25 protein-coding genes and 1 tRNA gene are annotated in these 23954 nt (G+C 71.5%); 20 read left to right on the forward strand and 6 right to left on the reverse strand.

The features are described 5' to 3' along the window. The first annotated feature begins 4 nt into the window (after window positions 1–4). The 11 genes from KAF39_RS09100 (at window position 5) to KAF39_RS09150 (ending at window position 9944) form a co-directional block, all read left to right on the forward strand. On the forward strand, window positions 5–379 hold the full coding sequence (locus tag KAF39_RS09100; protein WP_210676966.1) for a hypothetical protein: 375 nt from the start codon (window positions 5–7) through the stop codon (window positions 377–379). A gap of 106 nt (window positions 380–485) precedes the next feature. Beyond that, window positions 486–893, forward strand: coding sequence for a GntR family transcriptional regulator (locus KAF39_RS09105; protein ID WP_210676967.1), 408 nt, complete (start codon window positions 486–488; stop codon window positions 891–893). Then, on the forward strand, window positions 880–1935 hold the full coding sequence (locus KAF39_RS09110; RefSeq protein WP_210676968.1) for a DUF1648 domain-containing protein: 1056 nt from the start codon (window positions 880–882) through the stop codon (window positions 1933–1935). Before KAF39_RS09105 ends, KAF39_RS09110 begins: the two co-directional genes overlap by 14 nt. Then, the gene (locus KAF39_RS09115; protein WP_210676969.1) at window positions 1932–2912 is read left to right on the forward strand and encodes a CPBP family intramembrane glutamic endopeptidase; all 981 of its coding nucleotides are present in this window, start codon (window positions 1932–1934) and stop codon (window positions 2910–2912) included. Before KAF39_RS09110 ends, KAF39_RS09115 begins: the two co-directional genes overlap by 4 nt. A 4-nt stretch (window positions 2913–2916) precedes the next feature. Continuing rightward, on the forward strand, window positions 2917–3576 hold the full coding sequence (locus KAF39_RS09120) for an O-methyltransferase (RefSeq protein WP_210676970.1): 660 nt from the start codon (window positions 2917–2919) through the stop codon (window positions 3574–3576). 109 nt (window positions 3577–3685) lie between these two features. Next, the gene (eno, locus tag KAF39_RS09125) at window positions 3686–4966 is read left to right on the forward strand and encodes a phosphopyruvate hydratase (RefSeq protein WP_210676971.1); all 1281 of its coding nucleotides are present in this window, start codon (window positions 3686–3688) and stop codon (window positions 4964–4966) included. Window positions 4967–5184: 218 nt separating this feature from the next. Further along, complete coding sequence (locus KAF39_RS09130) at window positions 5185–5586, forward strand: septum formation initiator family protein (RefSeq protein WP_246878269.1); 402 nt, start codon at window positions 5185–5187, stop codon at window positions 5584–5586. Window positions 5587–5632: 46 nt separating this feature from the next. Further along, on the forward strand, window positions 5633–6175 hold the full coding sequence (locus KAF39_RS09135) for a DUF501 domain-containing protein (protein ID WP_210676973.1): 543 nt from the start codon (window positions 5633–5635) through the stop codon (window positions 6173–6175). Window positions 6176–6186: 11 nt separating this feature from the next. Next, a complete protein-coding gene (locus tag KAF39_RS09140) occupies window positions 6187–7491 on the forward strand; it encodes a S8 family serine peptidase (protein ID WP_246878270.1) in 1305 nt (434 codons plus the stop codon). A 25-nt stretch (window positions 7492–7516) separates the two neighbouring features. Further along, window positions 7517–9016: an NAD(P)/FAD-dependent oxidoreductase gene (locus KAF39_RS09145; protein WP_210676975.1), complete on the forward strand. Its 1500-nt coding sequence runs from the start codon at window positions 7517–7519 to the stop codon at window positions 9014–9016. A gap of 268 nt (window positions 9017–9284) precedes the next feature. After that, window positions 9285–9944, forward strand: coding sequence for a cation-transporting ATPase (locus KAF39_RS09150; protein WP_210676976.1), 660 nt, complete (start codon window positions 9285–9287; stop codon window positions 9942–9944). A 3-nt stretch (window positions 9945–9947) separates the two neighbouring features. Here KAF39_RS09150 and KAF39_RS09155 read toward each other — a convergent pair. Further along, window positions 9948–10020 (reverse strand) — tRNA-Leu (locus KAF39_RS09155). Window positions 10021–10085: 65 nt separating this feature from the next. Here KAF39_RS09155 and KAF39_RS09160 point away from each other — a divergent pair. The 3 genes from KAF39_RS09160 (at window position 10086) to KAF39_RS09170 (ending at window position 13293) form a co-directional block, all read left to right on the forward strand. Further along, window positions 10086–11330: an alanine racemase gene (locus KAF39_RS09160; RefSeq protein WP_210676977.1), complete on the forward strand. Its 1245-nt coding sequence runs from the start codon at window positions 10086–10088 to the stop codon at window positions 11328–11330. Beyond that, window positions 11327–12640, forward strand: coding sequence for a D-arabinono-1,4-lactone oxidase (locus tag KAF39_RS09165; protein WP_210676978.1), 1314 nt, complete (start codon window positions 11327–11329; stop codon window positions 12638–12640). The genes KAF39_RS09160 and KAF39_RS09165 overlap by 4 nt, the downstream gene beginning before the upstream one ends. Window positions 12641–12726: 86 nt before the next feature. After that, complete coding sequence (locus KAF39_RS09170; RefSeq protein WP_136051621.1) at window positions 12727–13293, forward strand: LemA family protein; 567 nt, start codon at window positions 12727–12729, stop codon at window positions 13291–13293. A gap of 3 nt (window positions 13294–13296) precedes the next feature. On the opposite strand, the gene KAF39_RS09175 is transcribed toward KAF39_RS09170, so the two are convergent. Next, the gene (locus KAF39_RS09175; protein WP_210676979.1) at window positions 13297–14196 is read right to left on the reverse strand and encodes a hypothetical protein; all 900 of its coding nucleotides are present in this window, start codon (window positions 14194–14196) and stop codon (window positions 13297–13299) included. After that, window positions 14193–15452 (reverse strand): winged helix-turn-helix domain-containing protein, encoded by a 1260-nt coding sequence (locus KAF39_RS09180; RefSeq protein ID WP_210676980.1) that lies wholly within the window; start codon window positions 15450–15452, stop codon window positions 14193–14195. Before KAF39_RS09180 ends, KAF39_RS09175 begins: the two co-directional genes overlap by 4 nt. Window positions 15453–15537: 85 nt before the next feature. Here KAF39_RS09180 and KAF39_RS09185 point away from each other — a divergent pair, with 85 nt between their 5' ends. Further along, on the forward strand, window positions 15538–16734 hold the full coding sequence (locus KAF39_RS09185) for an AI-2E family transporter (RefSeq protein WP_210676981.1): 1197 nt from the start codon (window positions 15538–15540) through the stop codon (window positions 16732–16734). Then, the gene (ilvA, locus tag KAF39_RS09190; protein ID WP_210676982.1) at window positions 16731–17960 is read left to right on the forward strand and encodes a threonine ammonia-lyase; all 1230 of its coding nucleotides are present in this window, start codon (window positions 16731–16733) and stop codon (window positions 17958–17960) included. The genes KAF39_RS09185 and ilvA overlap by 4 nt, the downstream gene beginning before the upstream one ends. A gap of 63 nt (window positions 17961–18023) precedes the next feature. Here the strand turns inward: ilvA and greA are convergent, their stop codons facing one another. Both greA and KAF39_RS09200 read right to left on the reverse strand, forming a co-directional pair. Next, a complete protein-coding gene (gene greA, locus KAF39_RS09195) occupies window positions 18024–18512 on the reverse strand; it encodes a transcription elongation factor GreA (protein ID WP_210676983.1) in 489 nt (162 codons plus the stop codon). Window positions 18513–18609: 97 nt separating this feature from the next. After that, window positions 18610–18996 carry a DUF4307 domain-containing protein gene (locus tag KAF39_RS09200; RefSeq protein WP_210676984.1) on the reverse strand — a complete coding sequence of 129 codons (387 nt, stop codon included), beginning with the start codon at window positions 18994–18996 and terminating at the stop codon, window positions 18610–18612. A gap of 68 nt (window positions 18997–19064) precedes the next feature. On the opposite strand from KAF39_RS09200, the gene KAF39_RS09205 reads away from it, so the two are divergent. Then, a complete protein-coding gene (locus tag KAF39_RS09205) occupies window positions 19065–19361 on the forward strand; it encodes a hypothetical protein (protein ID WP_210676985.1) in 297 nt (98 codons plus the stop codon). Between the two features lie 7 nt (window positions 19362–19368). On the opposite strand, the gene KAF39_RS09210 is transcribed toward KAF39_RS09205, so the two are convergent. Further along, the gene (locus KAF39_RS09210; RefSeq protein WP_210676986.1) at window positions 19369–20100 is read right to left on the reverse strand and encodes a hemolysin III family protein; all 732 of its coding nucleotides are present in this window, start codon (window positions 20098–20100) and stop codon (window positions 19369–19371) included. A gap of 97 nt (window positions 20101–20197) precedes the next feature. Between KAF39_RS09210 and KAF39_RS09215 the strand changes: the two genes are divergently transcribed. The 3 genes from KAF39_RS09215 (at window position 20198) to KAF39_RS09225 (ending at window position 23682) form a co-directional block, all read left to right on the forward strand. Continuing rightward, window positions 20198–20977, forward strand: a complete 780-nt coding sequence (locus KAF39_RS09215) for an isoprenyl transferase (protein WP_210678010.1) — start codon at window positions 20198–20200, stop codon at window positions 20975–20977. 33 nt (window positions 20978–21010) lie between these two features. Further along, entirely contained in the window at window positions 21011–22141 is a 1131-nt protein-coding gene (locus tag KAF39_RS09220) for an aminotransferase class V-fold PLP-dependent enzyme (RefSeq protein ID WP_210676987.1), read from the forward strand. A 191-nt stretch (window positions 22142–22332) separates the two neighbouring features. Continuing rightward, window positions 22333–23682 (forward strand): PhoH family protein, encoded by a 1350-nt coding sequence (locus KAF39_RS09225; RefSeq protein WP_210678011.1) that lies wholly within the window; start codon window positions 22333–22335, stop codon window positions 23680–23682. The last annotated feature ends 272 nt before the right edge of the window (window positions 23683–23954 follow it).

A 23954-nucleotide genomic window follows, 5' to 3' on the forward strand; every position in this document is an offset into this window, starting at 1 on the left:
GCTAGTGGCGGATGAAGCCCTCATTTACCTCCTCACCGTACTTCTCGGGGTGAGCGTCGGTCTCAGTTTCGCCTCGACGACCGCGGGGGCGTTTCGCTGGCTGGGTCGAGTCGCCGGGCTCCTGGTCTTGAGTGTCGTCGTCATCGCCGGCTTCATCATCGGCGCTCGCGCGGTGTGGATCGGGCCCATCTTCGTCCTTGTGCTGTTCATCACGACCGTGATGGTGGGGGCTCTCATCCCGCGAGATGACCCCGTTTTCCTCGCACAGTCGTACTGGCGGCGAGTTCTCCTCGTGAGCCGGGGCTACAAGAGCGCGCCGACGAGGTCTGCGGAAGGATCGGGCCTTCATCCGCCGCGGCGCGGCTCGGAGGAGCGCTGAGCCGCGATACTGCGACGCGGCCCCCACGCTCTGGCGCGGCGCGAGGGGGAGGTGGGCTCGCACAGTTGTTCTAGTTCACCTAGAATAAGTAGCGAAGGGAGGCGGCATGCTCATCCGCGTCGATGTCGACAGCCCGCACGCGCTGTACGACCAGGTGGCCGCCTCCGTGCGCGCAGACATCCTCGCCGGGGTGCTGGCGCCCGGCGACCGCCTGCCCGCCGCCCGTGACGTCGCCGCCGCCCTGGACATCAACCAGCACACGGTCCTGCACGCCTACCAACGGCTCCGCGACGAGGGTCTGGTCGACCTCCGCCGTGGGCGCGGCGCCGTGATCGCCGCTTCCGCTGCTCCGCTCGCCGAGCTGGCGCAGGAGATCGACGGCCTCGTGCGTCGCGCGGCCGCGCTGGGGGTGTCCGTCGACACCCTCGCCGGCATCGTCCGCACCCATCGCACGGAAGCCGTGCCGTCCACCCCCGAAGCGACCCCTGAGGAGGGCCCTCATGACGACGCCTGATCCGACCCGCACACCTCCGGCCACCCTGCGCCGCGCGAGACGGGCGTTCGTGCTCGTGTCCTTCGTCCTTCCGCTGCTCATCGTGGTGGTCTCCGCGCTCGTCCTGGGGTCCTGGCTGCCGTCCTTCCCCGGAGATGTGGCCATCCACTGGGGCGTCGATGGGGCGGACGGGTTCGGCCCCGCCGCGACCTACCTCTGGGTGCTGCTCGGGATGGGGCTGGGGATACCGATCTTCCTGACGATCACGACGCTCGTCGCCGTCGGCGCGCACTGGGGTCCGACCGCCCGCTTCCTCGGCGCGGTGTCGGCAGGGACATCGGCGTTCGCGGGCGCGATCTGCCTCGGTTCCCTCGCCATCCAGCGTGATCTGACGTCGCCCGCCGACGTGCCGGGGATCGGCGGCGTGATGGGAGTGGCTTTCGCGGCCCTCCTCCTCGTGGGCGGCCTGGCCTGGGTCGTGCAGCCGCGCGTGTCCGCCATCGCCGGGCCGACTCTCGAGTCGCGCCGCACCGTGCGGATCGGTGACGGGGAGCGCGTCGTCTGGGTGGGCACCACGACCATGCCCACCGGAGCGCTGCTGCTCCTCCTCGTCGTGCTGCTCGGGCTCGTGGCCCTCGCCGTGACGATGGCCGTCACCGGGGTCCCGCTGGCCTGGGTCTCCGCGCTGGTCGCCCTCGTGGTCGGGTTCGCCGTGGCGGCGACGGCCTCCTTCCGGGTGCGGGTCACCCCCGACGGCATCGACGCGCGGGCGCTCATCGGATGGCCGCGGAAGGCCATCCCGGTGGCCGAGATCGTGTCGGCCCGGGCCGTCCGGGTCTCGCCGTTCGGGGAGTTCGGCGGGTGGGGCTGGCGGCTGGCCCCCGATGGGCGCAGCGGGATCGTGATGCGTCAGGGCCCGGCCATCGAGGTGCATCGCCGCGAGCACGGCCCCTTCGTCATCACGATCGACGGCGCGGAGGAGGCGGCCGCTCTCCTGCAGGCGTACGTGGAGCGATCTGCCGGGCCGGCACCCTCCAGCGAGACGGGGAGGGCCGCGCGATGACGACCACCGCCCCCCGCACCACACTGACGCGCGTGCCCTGGCGCGCCGTCCTCATCTTCACCCTCACGTCCTGCGGTCTGGCCGCTCTCGTCTGCCTGCCGCTCTGGCTCGGCGACGGGCTCGCCGAACCTTTCGCGGGAGCCCTCCTTCCGGTCATGATGTTCACGCCGGCGGCCGCGGTGGTCGTCGTGATGCTGACCACGGGGGTGCCGGAGAAAGGCACCAGGGCGCGTTTTCTCGGGCTCTGGCCGCTGCGACCGGCGAAGCGCGTGGTCGGGCTCCTGTTCGTCGCCTGGCTCGTGCCGCCGGTGCTCGTCGGTCTCGGCATCCTCGTCGCGGCCGCTGTCGGCTGGCTGCAGCTCGACCTCACGTTCGCGGCCTTCGCGGACCAGCTCGCCCGTGCGCTCCCGGCGGGGACGCCGCAGCCGCCGGTCGGCGTCGTCGTGTTCGCGCAGCTCGCCCTGATCCCGCTCGCGGCGCTCGTCAACAGCGTGCTCGCCTTCGGGGAGGAGCTCGGCTGGCGGGGCTGGCTGCTTCCGGCCCTGCGGCCGCTCGGCACATGGCCGGCCCTGCTGCTCAGCGGGGCGATCTGGGGCGTGTGGCATAGCCCGGTCATCCTCCTCGGCTACAACTTCGGCCGGACCGACATCACCGGCGTGCTGTTCATGATCGGCGGCTGCGTCGCCTGGGGCGTGCTGTTCGGCTGGCTGCGGCTGCGTTCCGGCTCGGTGTGGCCAGCGGTGGTCGCGCACGGCGCGCTCAACGCCGCGGGCGGGATGGTCCTGATCTTCGCGGCCGCCCTCCCCGACCTCGCTCTCGCCGGACCGCTCGGCGTCGCGGGATGGATCGTCGCTGCCGTCGTGGTGGCGGTGCTGGCGGTCACCGGGCAGTTCCGGACGCAGCCCGCGCTCGCGGCGCCGCGGACGCCGCCGTCCGCCCCCGCGCTTGACGCCCGCCCGGACCCGGGGGTTGGCTGAGGTCATGGACTCCACCCCTGCCGCCTGGGCACGCGCCGACACCTTCCTCGCCGATACGCTCCTGGGGCCCGACCCGGCATTGGAGGCGGCGCTCGAGGCCCAGCGCGCCGCAGGGCTCCCGGAGATCGAGGTGGCCCCCGTGGCCGGCAAGCTGCTGAACCTCCTCGTGCGGATCAGCGGTGCCCGGCGCGTGCTCGAGATCGGCACCCTGGGCGGCTACTCCACGATCTGTCTGGCGCGCGCCGTGGGGCCGGAGGGACGGGTGGTCACGATCGAGGCGGAGGCCGACAACGCCGCGGTCGCCCGGGCGAGCATCGACGCGGCCGGGGTGGGGGAGCGGGTGGAGATCCGGATCGGTCGCGGAGCCGACGTGCTCCCGACCCTCGTGGGCGGCTTCGACCTCGTCTTCATCGACGCCGACAAGGAGTCCAACACCGTGTACCTGGACTGGGCGGCGAAGCTCGGGCACCCGGGCACCGTGGTCGTCCTCGACAACATCGGCCGCGACGGCGAGATCGTCCGCGACGACTCCACGGATCCCAAGGTCAACGGCACCCGTGCGGGACTGCGCATGCTGGGAGAGGACCCCCGTTTCGAGGCCACGGCGCTGCAGACCGTCGGCCTGAAGGGGTGGGACGGCTTCGCGCTCGCTCTCGTCGTGTGACCGGGGGCGCTCCCGCCCCGTCTCCCTGCCGGTCCGGATGCCGGGGATAGACTGGGCGCGGATCGACGACGCTCCACACACCCTTCCATCCTGAGCAAGGAGCACATCAGTGGCACTGATCGAGGCTGTAGGCGCACGCGAGATTCTCGACTCGCGCGGAAACCCGACCGTCGAGGTGGAGGTGCTCCTCGACGACGGCATCGTGCAGCGCGCGGCCGTCCCCTCGGGTGCCTCGACCGGCGCCTTCGAGGCGTACGAGCTCCGCGACGGCGACAAGAGCCGCTATGGGGGCAAGGGCGTGCGCAAGGCCGTCGAAGCCGTCATCGACGAGCTCGGGCCGGCGCTCGAGGGCGTGGAGGCGAGCGAGCAGCGCATCGTCGACGAGATCCTCATCGAGGTCGACGGCACCGAGAACAAGAAGCGCGTCGGCGCGAACGCCATCCTCGGCGTGAGCCTCGCCGTGGCCAAGGCCGCCGCCGACTCCGCCGACCTGCCGCTGTTCCGCTACCTCGGCGGACCCAACGCCCACGTCCTGCCCGTGCCGCTGTTCAACGTCATCAACGGCGGCGAGCACGCGGACAACGGCATCGACATGCAGGAGTTCTTCCTCGCGCCGATCGGTGCGGAGACCTACTCCGAGTCGCTGCGCTGGGGCGTCGAGACGTACCACGTGCTGCGGGCCGAGCTGAAGGCCGCCGGCTACGCGACGGGCCTCGGCGACGAGGGCGGCTTCGCTCCTGACCTGCCCAGCAACCGCGAGGGCCTGGACTTCCTGGTCAAGGCGATCGAGAAGGCCGGTTTCACCCCCGGCACCGACATCGCGCTCGGCCTCGACGTCGCCGCCACCGAGTTCTTCTCCGACGGCGTCTACCGTCTCGACAACAAGGACTGGGACGCCGAGGCGCTCACCGAGTACTACGTCGGACTCGTCAACGACTTCCCGATCGTCACGATCGAGGACGCGCTCGCCGAGGACGACTGGGACAACTGGAAGCACCTCACCGAGGCCCTGGGCTCGAAGGTGCAGCTGGTCGGCGACGACCTCTTCGTCACCAACCCGCAGCGTCTCGCCGACGGCATCTCGCGCGGCGTCGCCAACTCGCTGCTGGTCAAGGTGAACCAGATCGGCACGCTGACCGAGACGTTCGACGCGGTGAGCCTCGCGCAGCGCTCGGGCTACACGGCCATGCTCTCGCACCGTTCGGGCGAGACGGAGGACACCACGATCGCCGACCTGGTCGTCGCGACCAACGCCGGACAGATCAAGGCGGGGGCTCCGGCGCGCAGCGAGCGCGTCGCGAAGTACAACCAGCTGCTGCGCATCGAGGAGGAGCTGGGCGACGCCGCGGTGTTCGCCGGTCGCTCCGCCTTCCCGCGTTACCGGGGCTGAGCAGCCGCACCAGCGATGACGCCGCTTTCGCGGCACGACAGCGCCGTCCGGATGACGGCGGACACGAAGGAGGAGCCGTGGCACGACGACCGGCTCCTCCTTCGTCGTCTTCGCCGGGGCCCGCCGCCTCTCGGCCGGCCGCCTCGCGCACCCGTCGTCCGCCGCGCGGCTCGGCGAAGCCCGCCCCCCGTGTCGACGTCCGCGAGTGGGCCTCCGGGATGCGGCTGTCCGCGTTCTCGGTGATCATGCTGTCCCTCGTGGTGCTGGGGGCCTGGGTGCTCGTGCCCACGCTCGACACGTTCATCGATCAGCGGCAGAAGATCGCCGCGCTCGAGCAGTCCGTGCGCGTGAGCGAGGACGAGATCGCGGCCCTGACCGCGGAGCGCGAGCGCTGGGACGACCCCGCCTACATCACGACGCAGGCGCGCGAACGGCTCTACTACGTCAAGCCGGGGGAGGTCGTCTACCTGATCGACAACGACCTCGACCCGTCCGCCCTGCCCCGGGAGCAGGAGCCGGTGAGCGACACCCTCGAGGAGAAGCCCGCGGACTGGATGCCCCAGCTGCTGCGCACCCTCGTGTCCGCCGGTCTGAGCGACACGGCCGCCGCGGCCCCCTGACCGCCGCTCCGAGCATCCTCCCTGGCGGCTCCCCTACGCTGGTGGGGTGACCACCCCGCCGTTCCCCGCGCCCACTTCCGCCGAGCTCGCCGTCGTCTCGGCCCAGCTCGGACGACCCGCTCGGGGCGTCGTCGGCATCGCCGCGCGCTGCCGCTGCGGCAATCCGACGGTGGTCGCCACGGCCCCGCGTCTGGCGGACGGGACGCCGTTCCCCACGTTCTACTACCTCACCCACCCGGCGGCGACGGCGGCGATGTCGACGCTCGAGGCGAACCAGGCCATGCCCGAGCTGGCCGCGCTGCTCGCGGAGGACGAGACGGTGGCCGCCGCCTACCGGGCGGCCCACGAGGCGTACCTCGCCGACCGTGCGCAGTTCGGCGAGGTGCCCGAGATCGACGGCATCTCCGCCGGTGGCATGCCCACCCGTGTGAAGTGTCTGCACGCCCTCGCCGGCCACGCTCTGGCCGCCGGGGCCGGTGTGAACCCGATCGGCGACGCCGCGCTCGCCCGCAGCAACTGGTCTCCCGAGGTCTGCCGCTGCGAGGACCCCGGCGCCGCCCTCCGCGACGAATCGGCACGTTCGGCATGACGCCGGGGCGGATGCGGCGAGCCGCCGTCGTCGTCGTGGCGATGGCGGCATCCGTCCTGCTCCTCGGTGCCACCGCCACCCCGACCCCGACCCCGCCGCCGGTTCCCGACGACCCCGCGGACCCGGTCCGGGCCTCCGAGTACTGGCTGGACGGCGCCCGCATCCGTGAGGCCTGGCACACGACGCGCGGCGAGGGCGTCACCATCGCGGTCATCGACACGGGCATCGGCAAGGTGCCGCAGGTGTTCGATGATGCGGTCGTCGGTGGCACCGATGTGTCGGGAGCGGGGACGCCGGACGGCCGGACCCCGCTGGGCGCGGTGGACGGCAATCACGGATCGTGGGTGGCCTCGCTCGCCGCGGGCCGCGGCAAGCCCGACGGCACCGGCATGATCGGCGTGGCGCCGGAGGCGAATCTCCTCTCCATCTCCGTGGGCTTCGGGGCCGCGGCGGCGGTGCCGTTCACCGAGCAGGTGGCGAAGGGCATGCGCTGGGCGGTCGACAACGGCGCCGACATCATCAACCTGTCGTTCACGACCAACACCCTCGACTGGGACGAGAGCTGGGACGACGCGTTCCTGTACGCGTTCGAGCACGACGTCGTGGTGGTCGTCGCCGCGGGCAACAGGGGGAGCGGGACGAACATCATCGGCGCTCCCGCGACCATCCCCGGTGTGCTCACGGTCGGCGGTGTCGATCAGACCGGGACGGCGAGCATCGAGGCGTCCACGCAGGGCATCACGATCGGCATCTCGGCACCGAGCGAAGGTCTGCTCGGCGTGTCGGCGGACGGCGAGGTCGTCTCGTGGCGGGGGACGAGCGGCGCCGCCCCGATCGTGGCGGGGATCGCCGCGCTGATCCGCTCGGCGCATCCGGACATCTCGGCGAACGATGTCATCAACCGCATCATCAAGACGGCGATGCCGGTGGCGGACGCCCAGAAGCCCCGCGATCCGCTCTACGGCTTCGGGCTCGTGGACGCGGAGGCGGCCATCTCCGCGAGCATCCCCACGGTGAGCGAGAACCCGATGGGCGACCTGGCGGAATGGGTTCGCCTGTTCCGGCGCGCGGACAGCGAGCCCACCCCCGAACCGACCGTCGCGCCGGTGGAAGTGCCTCCGCTGCCCGACGCGGACGCGCCGACCGAGGCCGGTTCACCGCTGCTTCCCAGCGCGGATTCGCTGCGCTACGGTACCCTGCCGCTGATCGCCCTCACGGTCCCTGGTATCCTGGTAGCGCTTGGCGTCACCGCAGCTGCCCGGCGCATCCGATCGGCGCGCGTTCCCGTACGCCAAATTCCCGACTCCGAGGAGTAGTTCTTCTGTGCCTCAGAACAGCACTGTGCCCAAGATCCTGATCGTCGGCGGAGGGTACGCGGGTTTCTACACCGCGTGGAAGCTCGAGAAGCACCTGCGCAAGGGTGAGGCCGACGTGACCATGGTCGACCCGCTGCCGTACATGACGTACCAGCCGTTCCTCCCCGAGGTCGCCGCCGGATCCATCGAGGCCCGCCACTCGGTCGTCGCGCACCGTCGTCACCTGAAGCGCACGAACGTGCTCACCGCCAAGGTCACGAACATCAACCACGCGCAGAAGGTCGCGACCATCACCCCGCCCGTGGGTGAGCCGTACGAGTTCGCGTACGACCAGATCGTGGTCACCGCCGGTGCGGTGTCGCGCACGTTCCCGATCCCGGGCATCGCCGACAACGCCATCGGTCTCAAGACGATCGAAGAGGCCGTCGCGATCCGCGACAAGGTCATGTCGAACTTCGACAAGGCGGCCTCCCTCCCGGCCGGCCCGGCGCGCGACCGTCTGCTCACCGTCGTCGTGGTCGGCGGCGGTTTCGCGGGCATCGAGGTCTTCGCCGAGCTCCGCTCGCTGGCGTCGTCGCTTGTGAGCAAGTACCCGCAGCTGAGCTTCGAGGACACGCACTTCCACCTCATCGAGGCGATGGGCCGCATCATGCCCGAGGTCTCGCTGAAGACGAGCGAGTGGGTCCTCAAGGACCTCGCCAAGCGCGGCGCCAACGTCCACCTCGACACGCAGGTCACCGGCGCCATCGACGGCAACGTCGAGCTCTCGACCGGCGAGGTCATCCCGACCGATGTCATCGTCTGGACCGCCGGTGTCATGGCCAACCCGACCGTCGTGCGCGGCGGCGACCTCCCGGTGGAGGAGCGCGGCCGCATCCAGACCCGCGCCGACCTCCGCGTCGGCACGCCCGAGGCGTTCGTCGAGGGAGCCTGGGCCGCCGGTGACGTCTCGGCCGTGCCCGACCTCTCCGGCGGCGGCGTCGGCGGCTTCTGCGTCCCGAACGCCCAGCACGCGGTGCGCCAGGCCAAGCTCCTGGCCAAGAACCTCGTCGCCGTGCTCCGCGGGGAGAGCCCCAAGGAGTACTTCCACAAGAACCTCGGCGCTGTCGCTGGCCTCGGCCTGTACAACGGCGTCTTCCAGTCCGGCAAGATCGCCCTCAAGGGCTTCATCGCCTGGCTCGCGCACCGTGGCTACCACGGTCTCGCGATGCCGACGTGGGAGCGCAAGTGGCGCGTGCTCTGGGGCTGGTGGAACAACCTGTGGCTGGGTCGCGACCTCGTCAACCTCGAGACCGTCCAGAACCCGCGGTACGTGTTCGAGGAGTTCGCAGCGCGCCCGCGCCCGGCGGCTCCCGCCGATGCGGCTCCCGCCGCGACGGCTCCGGCTGCGGCGAAGCCCGCCGCCGACGCCCCGGCCGCCGAGAAGCCTGCGGACGTGAAGAAGCCGGCCACGAAGAAGCCCGCCGCCAAGAAGGCCCCCGCCGCCGCGGCGAAGGACTCGGTGGAGACCGCTGCGACGAAGTGACCGTCCGGTTCTGAGAGCAAGGCCCCGAGCGCGCGAGCGCCGGGGCCTTCTCCGTGTGGAGCCGATCCATAGCCCGACCCGGTAGCGTGCGGAGGGCAAGGGGAGTACTCCCGTCTGCAGCGTCGTCGTCATGACGGGCATGTCATCGTGCCCCGGCCCGCTGGCCCGCGAGGGTGGAGGAGACCTTGGCACCCGAATCACGGGCTGCCGGGAATCCTTGTCGTCCGACAGGGCGCAGAACGGCTGCCCGTCCCACGAAGGGACTTCCATGTCGACACTCTCCCGCCTGATCCGCCTCGCCACCGACGCGCTTCAGACCACGGCGACCCCCGGCGCGCGGAACGCGTCCGCGCCGCGCGCCTCTGCCGCGGATCGCGCCGCCATCGCACGGTACGACTACCTCCTGCAGACCGCCGACCCTCACCGCATCGAGCAGATCCACCGCGAGGCGTTCGCCCGGCTCACGCCCGCACAGCGCGCGCTGGTCGAGGAGCGCATGCGGGCCGAGCTCCCGGCGGGCGAGCGTCCGCGCTCGTCGTCGGCCGACGACCTGGCGCGGGCCGCCGGGCGGGCGGAGGCGATGGAGCCGGGGCGTGTTCGGGGGCTTCTGTCCCGCGTCCGCGGCGCCTCGGCCGGTGGGGCCGCGGTCGCCGCGGGCGGGGCCGCGGTCGGTGTCCTCGGTGTGGTCGCGGGAGGGGCGGTCATGAGCGCCGTGGCCGCGCCGCTCCTGGAACAGGCGGCGGGGCTGGGCGTCGATTTCGACGCACTCGCGGAGGGCGTCGACCTCGAGGCCCTGACCGGCGGCGCCGGGGAGATGCTCGGGTCGGCCGGCGAGGCCGTGTCCGGGCTCGGCGACACGGCAGCGGGATGGGGCGAGCGGCTCGGCGACATCGGCCTTCCCGGGCTCGGCGACATCTTCGGCCGCTGACGGTGCCCCCGCTGGGACTCGAACCCAGACTGCGGCGATTTTAAGTCGCCTGCCTCTGCCATTGGGCTACGGGGGCCGCGTCGTCAGCCTATCGTCGGCGGAGGTCGTGACCCGGCGGGGCTGGAGCCGTAGGGTGGGGGAGTGCTCGACCTCACCGACGAACTGAGCCCCGCCTCGGGAACCCCCGCGATCGCCCCCGAGTGGGAGGATCCCGGCCGCTACTGGCCGCGCCTGTCCGCCGCGACCGGGCACTTGCCCGCTCCCGTCGCCGTCATCGACCGGGAGGCGCTGCGGTACAACGCGATGGACCTTCTGGTCCGCGCCGGCGGCCTGCCGATCCGGGTCGCGTCGAAGTCGGTCCGGGTGCGAGCGGTCCTCGACGCCGTGCTCCGTCTCCCGGGCTTCCGGGGCATCCTCGCATTCACCCTGGAGGAGGCGCTCTGGCTCGCGGAGACGCACGATGACATCGTGCTCGGCTATCCGACGGCAGACCGCGCCGGCCTCGAGCGGCTCTGCGGCGACGAGCGGGCGGCACAGCGGATCACCCTCATGGTCGACGACCCCGTGCACCTCGACCTCGTCGACAGCGTCGCGGGTCCCGCGCGACGACCGGAGATCCGGGTGGCGATCGATGTGGATGCGTCCTGGCGCTCGGCGCTGCTCGGGCACATCGGCGTGCGTCGGTCTGCGCTGTTCACGGCCGGTGAGGTCGCGGCGTTCGCACGGAAGATCGTCGCGCGCCCCGGTTTCCGCCTCGTGGGTCTGCAGATGTACGACGCGCAGATCGCGGGCCAGGGCGATGCCGGTCCCGACGCCCCGCTCATCCGCATGGTGCAGGCGCGCTCGCGTGAGGAACTGCGGGCGCGTCGGGCTGCGATCGTCGCGGCGGTCGGCGCCGTCGCGCCCCTCGAGTTCCTCAACGGCGGCGGCTCCGGCTCCCTCGAGTTCAGCGGCAGCGACGAGTCGCTCACCGAGGCCAGCGCGGGCAGCGGCCTGCTCGGCGGACATCTCTTCGACGGCTACCGGTCCTTCCGTCCCGCACCGGCCGCGGCGTTCGCCTTCGACGTGGTGCGTCGTCCCGCGGCGGATATCGCCACGGTCCTCGGCGGCGGATGGATCGCCTCTGGGCCTGCGGTCTCCTCGCGGCAGCCGCGGCCGGTGTGGCCGCCGAACCTCCGGACCCTCCCGCGCGAAGCGGCCGGTGAGGTGCAGACGCCGCTGCAGGGCCCGGCCGCCGCGACGCTCGGCGTCGGCGATCGCGTCTGGTTCCGTCACGCCAAGAGCGGCGAACCGGCCGAACGGATCGCCGCCTACCATCTCGTGTCCGGTGACGAGGTCATCGACGAACTGCCGACCTACCGCGGCGAGGGAAAGGCCTTCCTGTGACGAGGATCGGCGGCACCTGGCAGAACTGGGGCCGCTCGGCATCGGTCCGCCCGGTGCGGGTCGAGCGTCCGCGCAGCCCCGAAGGCGTGCAGCGCGCCGTCGTGGCCGCCGTTCGGCAGGGCCTGACGATCAAGGCCGTCGGCGCCGGGCACAGCTTCACCGGGATCGCCGTGGCGCCCGGCGTGCTCCTGGAGCTCGACGACCTCCAGGGGCTGGTCTCGGCGGACGCGACGAGCGGACGCGTCACGCTGCTCGCCGGCACCCGCCTGCACCGTATCCCCGGACTCCTCGCCCGTTACGGGCTCGCGATGGAGAACCTCGGCGACATCGACCGGCAGTCCATCGCGGGCGCCCTCTCCACGGGCACGCACGGCACCGGGGCCGGATTCGGGGGGCTCGTGACGCAGGTGGTGGGGGTGACCCTCATCACCGCCGACGGCGCGTTCCTCCGCATCGATGAGAAGCACAGCCCCGAACTGCTGCCGGCCGTCGCGCTCGGGCTCGGCGCGCTCGGCATCATCGTCGAGGTGACGCTCCAGTGCGTGCCGACGTTCGTGATGCACGCGGTCGACGAGCCGCTTCCGCTGGAGGACGTCCTGTCGACGATCGACGAGCGCGTGGCCGCGGCCGACCACTTCGAGTTCTACTGGTTCCCGCACACGGAGGTCGCGTTGACGAAGCGCCAGACGCGCCTCCCCGAGTCCGCGCGACGCGAGCCGCTGCCGGTCGTGGGGCGATGGCTGGACGAGACCGTGCTCGCGAACGGCGTGTACCGCGTCGTCTGCGCGGCGGGTCAGGCCGTGCCGGCGGTGACGCCGCCCTTCAACCGGCTCGCCGTGCGGCTGACCGGCGACCGCGAGTACACGGACCTCTCGCACCGGGTGCTCACGCAGAGCCGGACGGTCCGGTTCCGCGAGATGGAGTATGCGCTGCCGGCGGCCGAGGTGGTGCCCGCATTCCGAGCGCTGCAGGAGCTCATCGCGCAGCGCGGCTGGCGCATCGAGTTCCCCGTGGAGGTGCGCTTCGCGGCGGCGGATGATCGCTGGCTCTCGACCGCTCATGGGCGGCCGAGCGCCTACATCGCCGTCCATCGGTACTGGCGCGCGGACCCGACCGCCTACTTCGCGGCGGTGGAGGAGATCATGCTCGCCCACGGCGGACGTCCGCACTGGGGCAAGCTGCACACGCTGACGCACGAGGCGCTGCGCGAGCGCTACCCGCGCTTCGACGATTTCGTGGCCCTGCGCGATCGCCTCGACCCGGACCGCCGATTCGCGAACCGCTATCTGGAACGCGTGCTCGGCCGCTGAGCGCAGGGCCGGAGCCCTCGCATCCCCAGTCCACGTGCAGGCACCGCGTCTAGGATGAGAGAAACACGGGAAAGGGTGGGGCTCTGATGGAATGGCTCGTGCCGGTACTGATCGTCGTCGGGGTGATCCTGCTCGTCGGCGTCTATCTCTGGGCGACGTACAACTCGCTGGTGCAGCTGAACGTCCGCGTGGACGAGGCATGGAGCGGCATCACGGTTCAGCTGAAGCGCCGCGCCGATCTCATCCCCAACCTCATCGAGACGGTCAAGGGCTACGCCTCGCACGAGAAGGCGGTCTTCGAGAACGTCACGCGGGCACGCGCCGAGACCCTGTCCGCCGGCAGCCCCGGGGAAGCCGGGATCGCCGAGGGGCACCTCCAGCAGGCGCTGCGCAGCCTCTTCGCGGTGGCGGAGGCGTATCCGCAGCTCCAGGCCAGCCAGAACTTCCTCCAGGTGCAGCAGGCCCTCGTCGACACCGAGGACAAGATCCAGGCGGCCCGGCGGTTCTACAACGGCGGTGTCCGTGAGCTGAACACGAAGATCAAGGTGTTCCCCAACAACCTGTTCGCCAAGGGGCTGGGCTTCACCGAGCGCGAGTTCTTCGAGGTCGCCGACAGCGGCGCCATCTCCGAACCGCCACGCGTGCAGTTCTGAACCTCACCGGACGGTGAGGATGAGATCGTCCGCGGTGAAGGCGACCTCTCCGCGGACGCTCCACGTCTCGCTGCGGTAGGTCACCGAGCGGGGCGCTCCGTCCTGGCCGGTTCCGGTCACCGTGGCCACCAGCACGCCGTCGTCCGCGGTGAACGTGGTCGGCGTGAGTGCCACGGCGGGGAACCGTTCGACGGTGAAGGCGACGCCCGTCACCGCACGGAACTCGGTGCCCCAGGGGATCCAGATGCCGCAGTGCCCGGGCGTCGCGGAGCCGCCGGCCGTGCAGGTCTCCAGGTAGGAGTCGAGTTGCTCCTGCGCGGCCTCCGTGGTCTCGGGGCGGAGCTCGGCGGTGACCTCCGTCTCGACGACCTCGTCCGGCAGCACGACCACCTCGGACGCCCCCGCGAGCAGCGCCGTGGGCGCGGCGGCCACCGGGTACACGGCGGGGAGCAGCGCGGTCTGCTCCCCGGCAGGGATCACGGCGCCGCCGAGGGCCACCGCCGAGCCGATCGTGGTCGACGCGGTCAGCCGGCCGAGGCCGGAGTCGTCCACGGTCCATCGGCCGTTCTGCGGCGTCAGCCGCAGTCGGGCCTCGTGCGCCGCGCCGTCGAGCCGGAACGAGACGGTCGCGGTCGCCTCGTCGTCGCCGTCGCGCACCCGGGTCACCGCGGCGTCCGCGATCGTCGCCGTCGCCCCGGCGAACGCCGTCAGCGCGTCCTCGGACACGTCGATCCCGGTCGCCGTGACCTGGGCGGGATCGCCGGACTCCAGGGCATGCAGATACGCCTGTGCCGCGTCCTCGGGCGAAGCCGGTCGCAGCGCAGCGACAGCCCACCAGGCGACGGCAGCGACCGCCAGCAGCGCGACGATCCCGCCCATGAGGGCCCAGCGGCGGCGGCTCATGCGACCCCTTCTCGGACGTGACGGTGACGGCGCACCGCGGCCGTGTCGTCCGCCGACAGGGCGGCGTGCACCGCCGCGGTCGCGTCTCCCCATCCGGAGACCGAGACGTGGTCGAGGCCCTGCCACCGCGCGGCCCGCAGGAGCTCCGCCGCGATCGCATCGGCGTCACCCGGCCGTGCCTGCGGCTCCCACCAGGCCGACTGCACCTGGAGGGCCGAGCCGGCGCGGTCGGCCTTGAGGTCGACACGCGCCACGATCCGGTCGCCGACCAGCACGGGCAGCGAGTAGTAGCCGTAGCGGCGCTTCGCGGCCGGCACGTAGATCTCGATGCGGTAGTCCAGCCCGAACGTCCGCAGGGCGCGGTCGCGGAACCAAACGACGGGGTCGAACGGTGTCAGCAGGGCGGCGGTCTCGACGCGCCGCGGGAGCACGGCGTTGCGATGCCGCCACGCCGGGAGGGGGCGGCCACCGCGCTCCCACCCGCGAACGGACACGGGCTGCAGCTCGCCGGCGTCGACGAGCTCGGCGATGGCCGTGGTCACGGCGACGCGATCGCGGATCCGGTAGTAGTCGGCGAGGTCGGCCGCCGTGGCGACCCCGCTCGAGCGCGCCGCGCGGCGGATGAGCTCGCGGATCGCCTCCTCGCGGGAGACGTCCTGGGTGCGGATGTGCTCCGGGATCACGTCCTCGGCGCGCGCGTAGACGCGTTCGAATCCACGGCGCCCGCGGACCGCCACGTCGCCCGTGCGCCACAGATGCTCGAGGGCGAGCTTGACCTCGTCCCAGTCCCACCACGTGCCGCGCTCCCGCGGGGCGTCGGCCCGGAGGTCCGCCGGGCGGAGCGGTCCGCGGGTGCGGAGCTCGTCCTGCACCCATTGCACCGTGCGCGCGTTGGAGCGGAGCCAGGAGTCCTCCGCCGCCCAGCGCCGGCGGAAGTCGTCCCGCCGGAAGCGCCACAGCGGCCAGTCCTCGACCGGCACGAACGTCGCCTCATGGGCGAGGTACTCGATGTAGCGCGTGGAGGGGGAGAGGAAGTGGCGGTCGAGCAGCGCGGGGTCGTACGAGCCGAGGCGGGAGAACAACGGAAGGTAGTGCGATCGGGCGAACACGTTCACGGAGTCGATCTGCAGCACGCCGAGCCGGTCCATCACGCGGTGCAGATGGCGGGCGGAGACGGTGGCGGGGCGTGCACGGGTGAAGCCCTGTGCGGCGAGGGCGATCCGGCGCGCCTGAGCGGGACTGAGGGTGTCGGTCACGCCGCCAGCGTATCCCCGGAGGCCGACATCGTCCCGGCCGGCAAGATGCGTCGAACGGCATACGGCATGACCGTAGACTGAGGCGATGAGCGAGGACCAGCGACCCCGGCTGCGCGATCTGTTCCGTCCGCGCCCCGTGGTGACCGATCGGACCGTGACCACCGAAGCGGACGAGGCAGTGCCGCTGCCGCTGCGGATCACGGCGAGCTACGCCTGGCGCCTCCTGCTCATCGCGGCCGCCGCCGGTGTCTTCATCTGGCTCGTGATGCTGCTGAAGCTGCTCGTCATCCCGCTGATGGTCGGCATCCTCATCACGGCGCTGCTCTGGCCGGCCTTCTCCTGGATGCTCCGCCGTGGTTTCCCGCGCTGGCTCGCGATCGCGATCTCGCTCATCGGGACGATCGCCATCGTCACGGGGCTCATGTGGCTCGTCGTCTGGCAGGTGCGCGCCCAGCTCCCCGACGTGCAGCAGCGGACCACCGAGGCGTTCGACCAGTTCCAGGTGTGGCTCCACGACGGGCCGCTCAACCTCTCCGACACGCAGATCGCCGACTACCTCCAGCAGGGCCTCGACCTCATCAGCGAGCAGGCCCAGGTGCTGTGGACCGGGGCCCTCGCGATCGGCACCACCGTCGGCCACGTGGCGACCGGTGCGCTGCTCGCCCTGTTCATCCTCATCTGCCTCCTCGCGGACGGCGCGGGCATCTGGCGCTGGACCCTGAAGATCTTCCCGCGTCGCGCCCGGCCCGCCGTCGACGGCGCCGCCCGCAACGGCTGGACGACGATCGTCAACTACGCGCGGACCCAGCTGTTCGTCGCCACGATCGACGCGATCGGCATCGGCCTCGGCGCCTTCCTGCTCCAGGTCCCGCTCGCGCTCCCCGTCGCCGTGCTGGTGTTCCTCGGCTCGTTCATCCCCATCGTCGGTGCCGTCGTGACCGGTGCCGTCGCCGTCTTCCTGGCGCTCGTCTACAACGGTCCGTGGATCGCGCTCTGGATGCTCGTCGTCGTGCTGGCCGTCCAGCAGATCGAGGGGCACATCCTGCAGCCGATCATGATGGGGTCCGCCGTCAAGGTGCACCCCCTCGCCGTCGTCCTCGTGGTCGCGGGCGGCGCCATGATCGCGGGCATCCCCGGTGCCCTCTTCGCCGTCCCGTTGGCCGCGTTCGTGAACGTCGCCGCGGTGACCATCAGCTCGGGATCCTGGCGCACCGGCGTCGGACCGAGCGGAGACCTGATCTGGAGCACAGTTCCGCGCGAGCGGAGACGGAGGAATCGATGAGCGCAGTCCCCAGCCTGACCGAGTTCCAGGACGCGGCTCGAAGTCTGGCTGAGGTGATTTCGCACACTCCGACGCTGCCGTCCCGGGCGCTCTCGGACGCGGTCGGCGCCCCCGTGCTGCTGAAGATGGAGAATCTGCAGCGCACGGGCTCGTTCAAGATCCGCGGTGCCGCCTACCGGCTGTCCCGGCTCAGCGCCGAAGAGCGGGCGCGCGGCGTCGTCGCCGCCTCCGCCGGCAACCATGCGCAGGGCGTGGCCCTGGCCGCGCAGGCCCTCGGCATCCCGGCGACGATCTTCATGCCCCTCGGGGTGCCGGTGCCCAAGCTCCTCGCCACGCGCGGCTACGGGGCGGAGGTCGTTCTCGAGGGCGAGACCGTCGCCACCTCGCTGCGTCTGGCCGCGGAGTTCGCCGAGCGGACCGGAGCCGTGCTGATCCACCCGTTCGACCACCGCGACATCGTCATCGGTCAGGGCACCCTCGGCCTCGAGCTGCTGGAGGACGCCCCCGAGATCGACAGGGTCGTCCTCGGCATCGGGGGAGGGGGGCTGATCGCGGGTGTCGCTGCGGCGGTCAAGGCCCGGGCCGCCGAACTCGGCCGCACGATCCGGGTGATCGGGGTGCAGGCGGAGAACGCGGCCGCGGTACCGCCGTCGCTGGATGCCGGTGAGCCGGTGGACATCGTGACACGTCCGACCATCGCCGACGGCATCCTCGTCGCCCGCCCGGGAGCGGTGCCGTTCGAGATCATCAAGGACCTCGTCGACGAGGTGGTCACCGTCTCCGACGACGACCTCGCCCGTGCCATCCTCGTGCTCCTGGAGCAGGCGAAGGTCGTGGTCGAACCCGCCGGTGCCGCGGGAGTCGCGGCGCTCCTGTCCGGCCGGGTGGCGGCGACGGGCACGACGATGGCGGTGCTGACCGGAGGGAACATCGACCCCCTCCTGCTGCAGCGGGTCGTCTCCCACGGCCTGGCCGCGTCCGGCCGCTACCTGACGATCCGCATCCCGCTGCCCGACCGTCCGGGGCAGCTCGCGCGGGTGTCCGAGCTCATCGCGGAGGCGGGGGCGAACGTCATCGAGGCGATGCACACCCGCCACGGGCACGGACTGCAGATCAGCGAGGTCATCCTCGAGCTCAGCGTCGAGACCCGCGGGGCCGACCACTCGGCGCACACGCTGGACACCCTGCGGCGTGCCGGCTTCGCCCCCATCGTCGTCCCGGACTGACTCCCGAACGTGCGACACCCCCTCGACCGTGGCGGTCGAGGGGGTGTCGTGTGATCCGGGGCGTCAGCCCGTGTAGGTCTCCACCTTCACGATCTCGACGCTGATCGAGCGGCCGTTGGGAGCCTCGTACGACGACGAGTCGCCGACCTTGAGGCCGAGGATGGCCTGTCCGAGCGGGCTGGCCTCGCTGTAGACGTCGAGGTCGCTGCCGGCGGCGATCTCACGGCTGCCGAGGAGGAAGACCTCCTCGCCGCCCGCGACGATCGCGGTGACGACGGTGCCCGGCTCGACGATCCCGCGGCTGGCGGGAGCCTCGCCGACCTTCGCCGTCTTCAACAGGGCCTCCAGGGTGCGGATGCGGGCCTCCTGCTTGCCCTGCTCGTCCTTCGCCGCGTGGTAGCCGCCGTTCTCCTTGAGGTCGCCCTCTTCCCGGGCGGCTTCGATGCGCTTGGCGATCTCGTCGCGACCGACGGTGGAGAGGTGCTCCAGCTCGGCGACGAGCCGGTCATAGGCTTCCTGCGTGAGGAAGGGGACCTGAGCATCGGTGGACATGACGAAGCTCCTTCTATCGGGATCCCGCCGAGATGCCGCGGGGGATATGCCAAGACGCCCCGGCACGGTGCCGGGGCGTCGTCTGTCTGGCATCAGTCTAGGCGACCCAGCAGGTGTTCACCAAACCTGTCGTGGCCTCGGCGACGGTGGGGATTCGCTCCGCGCGGGTGAGGGAGTGGGCGTCTCCGGCCGGGATCTCCACGACCTTCCAGCCCACGACGCCGAACTCCTCGTCGAGCGCCTCGAGCACGCAGACCACGTCCTTGCCCTGCACGCCGGTCACCTGGAAACGCAGGTCGACGGCGTGCTCGTCGACGAGTTCGAACCCCAGGTCGTCGGCGTCGACGGAGCTGAGGGACTGGCTCACGGTGGACCAGGCGAGGGCGCCGACGAGGAGCAGGGCGACGGCCCCGCCGAGGATCCACGGCCACCGGCCCCGGCGGGTGCGGCCATAGCGTTCGTCGAGCTGGGAGGCGGTCGTCACAGGTGGGGTCTTCCGGTCGTTAGGCTGGTGATACCAGGTTATGCGACCTGCGTACGAAAGGCCGATTCATGCGCTTCCTCTCCGATACTCCGATGCCGACGCCGTCGATGACGGTGGCGCCGGAGTCGGTCACGCCGGGCTTCGCCGGCTTCGCGGTGATCGTCATCGTGCTCGTCGCCGTGATCCTGCTGATCTGGGACATGAACCGGCGGATCCGTCGCGTGCGCTATCGCGAAGAGGTTCGCGAGGAGCTCGACGCGGAAGAGGCCGCCCGCGCTGCCGCGGAGGGCGACGGCCCCGCTCCGGAGACGCCGGACGCGCGCGATGCCGAGCGCCGCGGCGACGAGGAGCCGCGCGACCGCTGACGCCGGCTCAGGGGGCGCCGAGCGACGGCGACAGCGGGTGCAGGGCGATGAGCAGACAGGCGGCCCAGTGGCACAGGAACGCCAGCACGGTGCACACGTGGAAGATCTCGTGGAAGCCGAAGTGCCCGGGCCACGGGTTGGGCTTCTTCAACGCGTAGACCACGGCGCCGCCCGTGTAGAGCAGTCCGCCGATGATCACGAGCACCATCATGGCCACGTTCGCAGTGAGCAGGTCGACGATGTACATCACGGCGGCCCAGCCGAGCAGCAGGTACAGCGCGACGTACAGCCAGCGCGGCGCGTTGATCCAGAACACCCGGAAGAGGATGCCGAGCAGGGCCCCGCTCCAGACGAGCGTCAGCAGCAGCACACCCTTCTCGGGCGGCAAGGCCAGAGTCGCGAGGGGGGTGTAGGTGCCGGCGATGAGCAGCAGGATGTTCGCGTGGTCGATGCGCTTCAGGATGCCCTTCACCCGCGGCCGCCAGTTGAAGCGGTGGTACATGGCCGAGTTTCCGAACAGCAGCAGCGACGTGGCCATGAAGACCGCCGCCGCCCACTTCGCCGGTGCGCCGTGGGACGCGACGATGAGGACGATGCCCGCGACGATCGCGACGGGGAAGGTGCCCGCATGGATCCAGCCGCGCCAGGTCGGTTTGATCTCGGTGGCCGCATCGGCGGCCGCCGCTTCGAGCAGCGGCAGCTGGGGAAGGTCGGCGCCGGTCTGGTCGGGAGTGCTCACACGCCTACTGTAAGCGGGCCCGCATGCCGCGAACCGCACACGTCCCCAGACTCTGCACACGGCGCGGAACGGCGGGTCAGGGTAGCGTAGGTGGGTGATGTCACGCGAGAGCCCGGGGCGCGGGCCGCTGTACCGGCTGTACACCAGCCGGCTGCGTCGTCACCTCGATCCGGCCTCGGTCCCGCATCACGTCGCGATGATGATCGACGGAAACCGCCGATGGGCCCGACAGCTCGGGTTCGACACCCCCGCCGAAGGGCACCGCGCGGGCGCCGCCAAGATGCAGGAGTTCCTCGGCTGGTGCGACGAGCTGGGGGTGCGGGTGGTCTCGCTCTACCTCCTCTCCAGCGACAACCTGCGCAAGCGGGACTCCGCCGAACTCGCCGACCTCATCGAGATCATCGCGGAGCTCGCGGAGGCCCTGTCGCAGAAGGGGAACTGGCGGGTCCAGCACGTCGGGCGCTCCGACATCCTCCCCGCCGAGCTGGCACGTGTGCTGGCCGATGCGGAGGAACGGACGAAGGACCACACCGGACTGCACGTGAACCTCGCGGTCGGCTACGGCGGGCGCAACGAGATCGTCGACGCCGTGCGCAGCATCATCACCCAGCACGAGGCGTCGGGCGGCACGATGGAGGACCTCGCGGCGCAGCTCACACCGGAGATGATCGGCGAGCATCTGTACACCGGCGGTCAGCCTGACCCGGACCTCGTGATCCGCACGAGCGGCGAGCAGCGACTGAGCGACTTCCTGCTGTGGCAGAGCGCCCACAGCGAGTTCTACTTCGTCGAGGCGCTCGGACCGGACCTCCGGCAGGTCGACTTCCTCCGCGCGATCCGCGACTACGCCGACCGGGACCGCCGATTCGGGCGGTGACCGCGGCGGCCGGGTGCGTGCCACAATGACGCAGTGAGCACATTCGAGGACTACGTCGGCAGCTTCGACATCGAGCCGGGGTACCTCAACTGGGCGGCGTTCGGGCCCCTCTCGCCGTCGGTGCGCGCGGAGGTCTTCGCGGACGCGGACCTGCTCGGCAGCGGACGACCCTCGTCACTCGCGCTCGTGGGGGAGCGGATCGGCCAGGCGCAGGAGTACATCGCCGAGCTGCTCGGTGTGACCGCCGAGGAAGTGACGCTGCAGCCGTCGTCCACGCACGGCCTGCAGCATGCGCTCTCCGGCGTCTCCGGCGCGGTCATCGCGAGCACGGCGGAGTTCCCGAGCGTGAGTCTGACCCTCGAGCGGGCGGCGACGGCGTCCGACCATGCGGTGACGCCGCGGTGGATCACTCCCGCCGACGGCCGGGTCACCCCGGAGGTGGTGGCCGCCGCGCTCGACGACGACGTCACAGCCCTGGCCGTCAGCCACGTCGACTTCCGGACCGGATACCGGGCGGACCTCGCCGCGCTGCGTGACGTGCTCGGCCCGGACCGGCTGCTCATCGTCGATGCGGTGCAGTCCTTCGGCGTAATCGATGTCGAGCACACGATCGCCGACGTCGTCGTCGGTCACGGCTACAAGTGGCTCCGTGCCGGACGCGGCACCGGATTCGCCTGGTTCTCGGCGCGGGCGCGGGAACGGATCGCCCCCGTGCTCTCGGGCATCACCGGCACGACGGCCAGCGGGCTGGTCGTCGACGAGCGCCCGCCGCCCGCGCTCTCCGCCCGCGCGTACACCGTGAGCATGCCCGACACCCTCGCGGCCGGCCGCCTCGCGATCGGCGCACGCGACGTGCGCGACGTGGGCGTCGCGGCGATCGAGGAGCGGCTCGCCGCACAGGTGGACGCGGTCATCGAGACCGCCGATCGCCACGGGATCGCCGTCGTGTCGCCTCGCGAGCGCGCGGAGCGCGCCGGGATCGTGGCGCTCGCGCCCGAGGAGCCGGCGCGGCTCGCTGCGACTCTCGCCAATGCGGGCGTGGTCGTGACGGCGCGCGGCGATTCGATCCGCGTCGCGCCGCATGCGGGGACGGATGCCGACACCCTCGCCCTTCTCGACGAGGCGCTCGGGTCATCCGGCAGGGAATCGTTCATCGTCCCGTAACGAATCGCTGGCGTGTCGAGCCCGTGGAAAACCGTCCTGCGGTCGTACCTTCAAGGCATCGGGCAAGGCGCCCGGTCGGGTCGGCCTCAGGTTCGCGACTCGTGACCCCCTGGTCGACTCGTTCGAATAGCCGGGATTCCCCGGGTCGGGAGTGGGTCGTGACCACACGTACAGCGCAGCAGTCCACCAGCATCGCGCAGCAGTCCACCCGTCAGACGCCGAGTCAGGCCGCGGCCGCAGAACCGGATCAGGATCTGCGCACCTACGTCCTCGACACCTCGGTCCTGCTGAGCGATCCGCAGGCGCTCTTCCGCTTCGCGGAGCACTCGGTCGTCCTCCCGGTGGTCGTCATCACCGAGCTCGAGGGCAAGCGGCACGACCCGGAGATCGGCTACTTCGCCCGGCAGGCGCTGCGGCACCTCGACGACCTGCGCATCGAGCACGGTCGCCTGGACTTCCCGGTGGAGGTCGGCGAGGGGGGCACCCTTCGCGTCGAGCTCGGCAACACCGACCTCTCCGTCCTGCCCGCGGGAATCCGCCTCAGCGACAACGACAGCCGCATCCTCTCGGTGGCGATGCACCTGGCGCAGGACGGCCAGGACGTGACCATCGTGTCGAAGGACCTCCCGATGCGGGTGAAGGCCGCGTCGCTCGGGCTGCGCGCGGAGGAGTACCTCGCGGAGCAGGCCGTCGACTCGGGCTGGACCGGGATCGCGACGCTCGATCTCTCCGGTGACGACATCAGCGACCTCTACGAGAGCGAGGTCGGACTCAGTGAGGACGTGCACGGCCTTCCGGTGAACACCGGACTCATCATCCACTCCGAGCGCGGCTCGGCGCTGGGCCGGGTCACCGGTGACGGGGAGTTCCGCCTGGTGCGGGGCGACCGCGACATCTTCGGCATGCACGGGCGCTCGGCGGAGCAGCGCATCGCCATCGATCTGCTCCTCGACCCCGAGGTGGGCATCGTGTCGCTGGGCGGCCGCGCGGGCACCGGCAAGTCGGCGCTGGCGCTGTGCGCGGGCCTGGAAGCCGTGCTGGAGCGGCAGCAGCAGAAGAAGATCATCGTCTTCCGTCCCCTGTTCGCCGTCGGCGGGCAGGAGCTCGGATACCTGCCGGGTGACCAGGGGGAGAAGATGAACCCCTGGGGGCAGGCGGTGTACGACACGCTCGGCTCGGTCGTGTCGGGCAACGTCATCGACGAGGTCGTGGAACGCGGGCTGCTGGAGGTCATGCCCCTCACCCACATCCGCGGACGGTCCCTGCACGACGCGTTCGTGATCGTCGACGAGGCGCAGTCGCTGGAGCGCAACGTGCTGCTCACCGTGCTCAGCCGCATGGGTCAGAACTCGCGCGTCATCCTCACCCACGACGTGGGGCAGCGCGACAACCTCCGTGTCGGACGGCACGACGGCATCGCGAGCGTCATCGAGACCCTCAAGGGTCACGACCTCTTCGGCCACGTCACCCTCACCCGCTCGGAGCGCTCCGCGATCGCCGCGCTCGTCACCGACCTCCTGGAGGGCGGCGAACTCAGCTGACCCGAGCCGACGGGCGGGCCCGCCCGCACGACGGGCCCGCCCTCGCCCGCCCGCCCGCCCGCCCTCGTCCTGCCCGCCCGAACGACGGGCCCGCCCGCCCCGGTTCCGGTCGCACGACCTGCCCCCATTCGCGAGCCTCGTGGGCCTATCCGATCGTGCATCCGTGACGGGCTCGTGCACTCGTGGGCCCGCCGCCACTTCTGACGAGTCGGTGGATGCACAGTCCCGTCGGCAGCACGATCCGACAAACGGCCGCGCGGTCACGCGGATGC

Origin of the sequence: Microbacterium sp. BLY (assembly GCF_017939615.1) — a bacterium.
GTDB lineage: Bacteria > Actinomycetota > Actinomycetes > Actinomycetales > Microbacteriaceae > Microbacterium.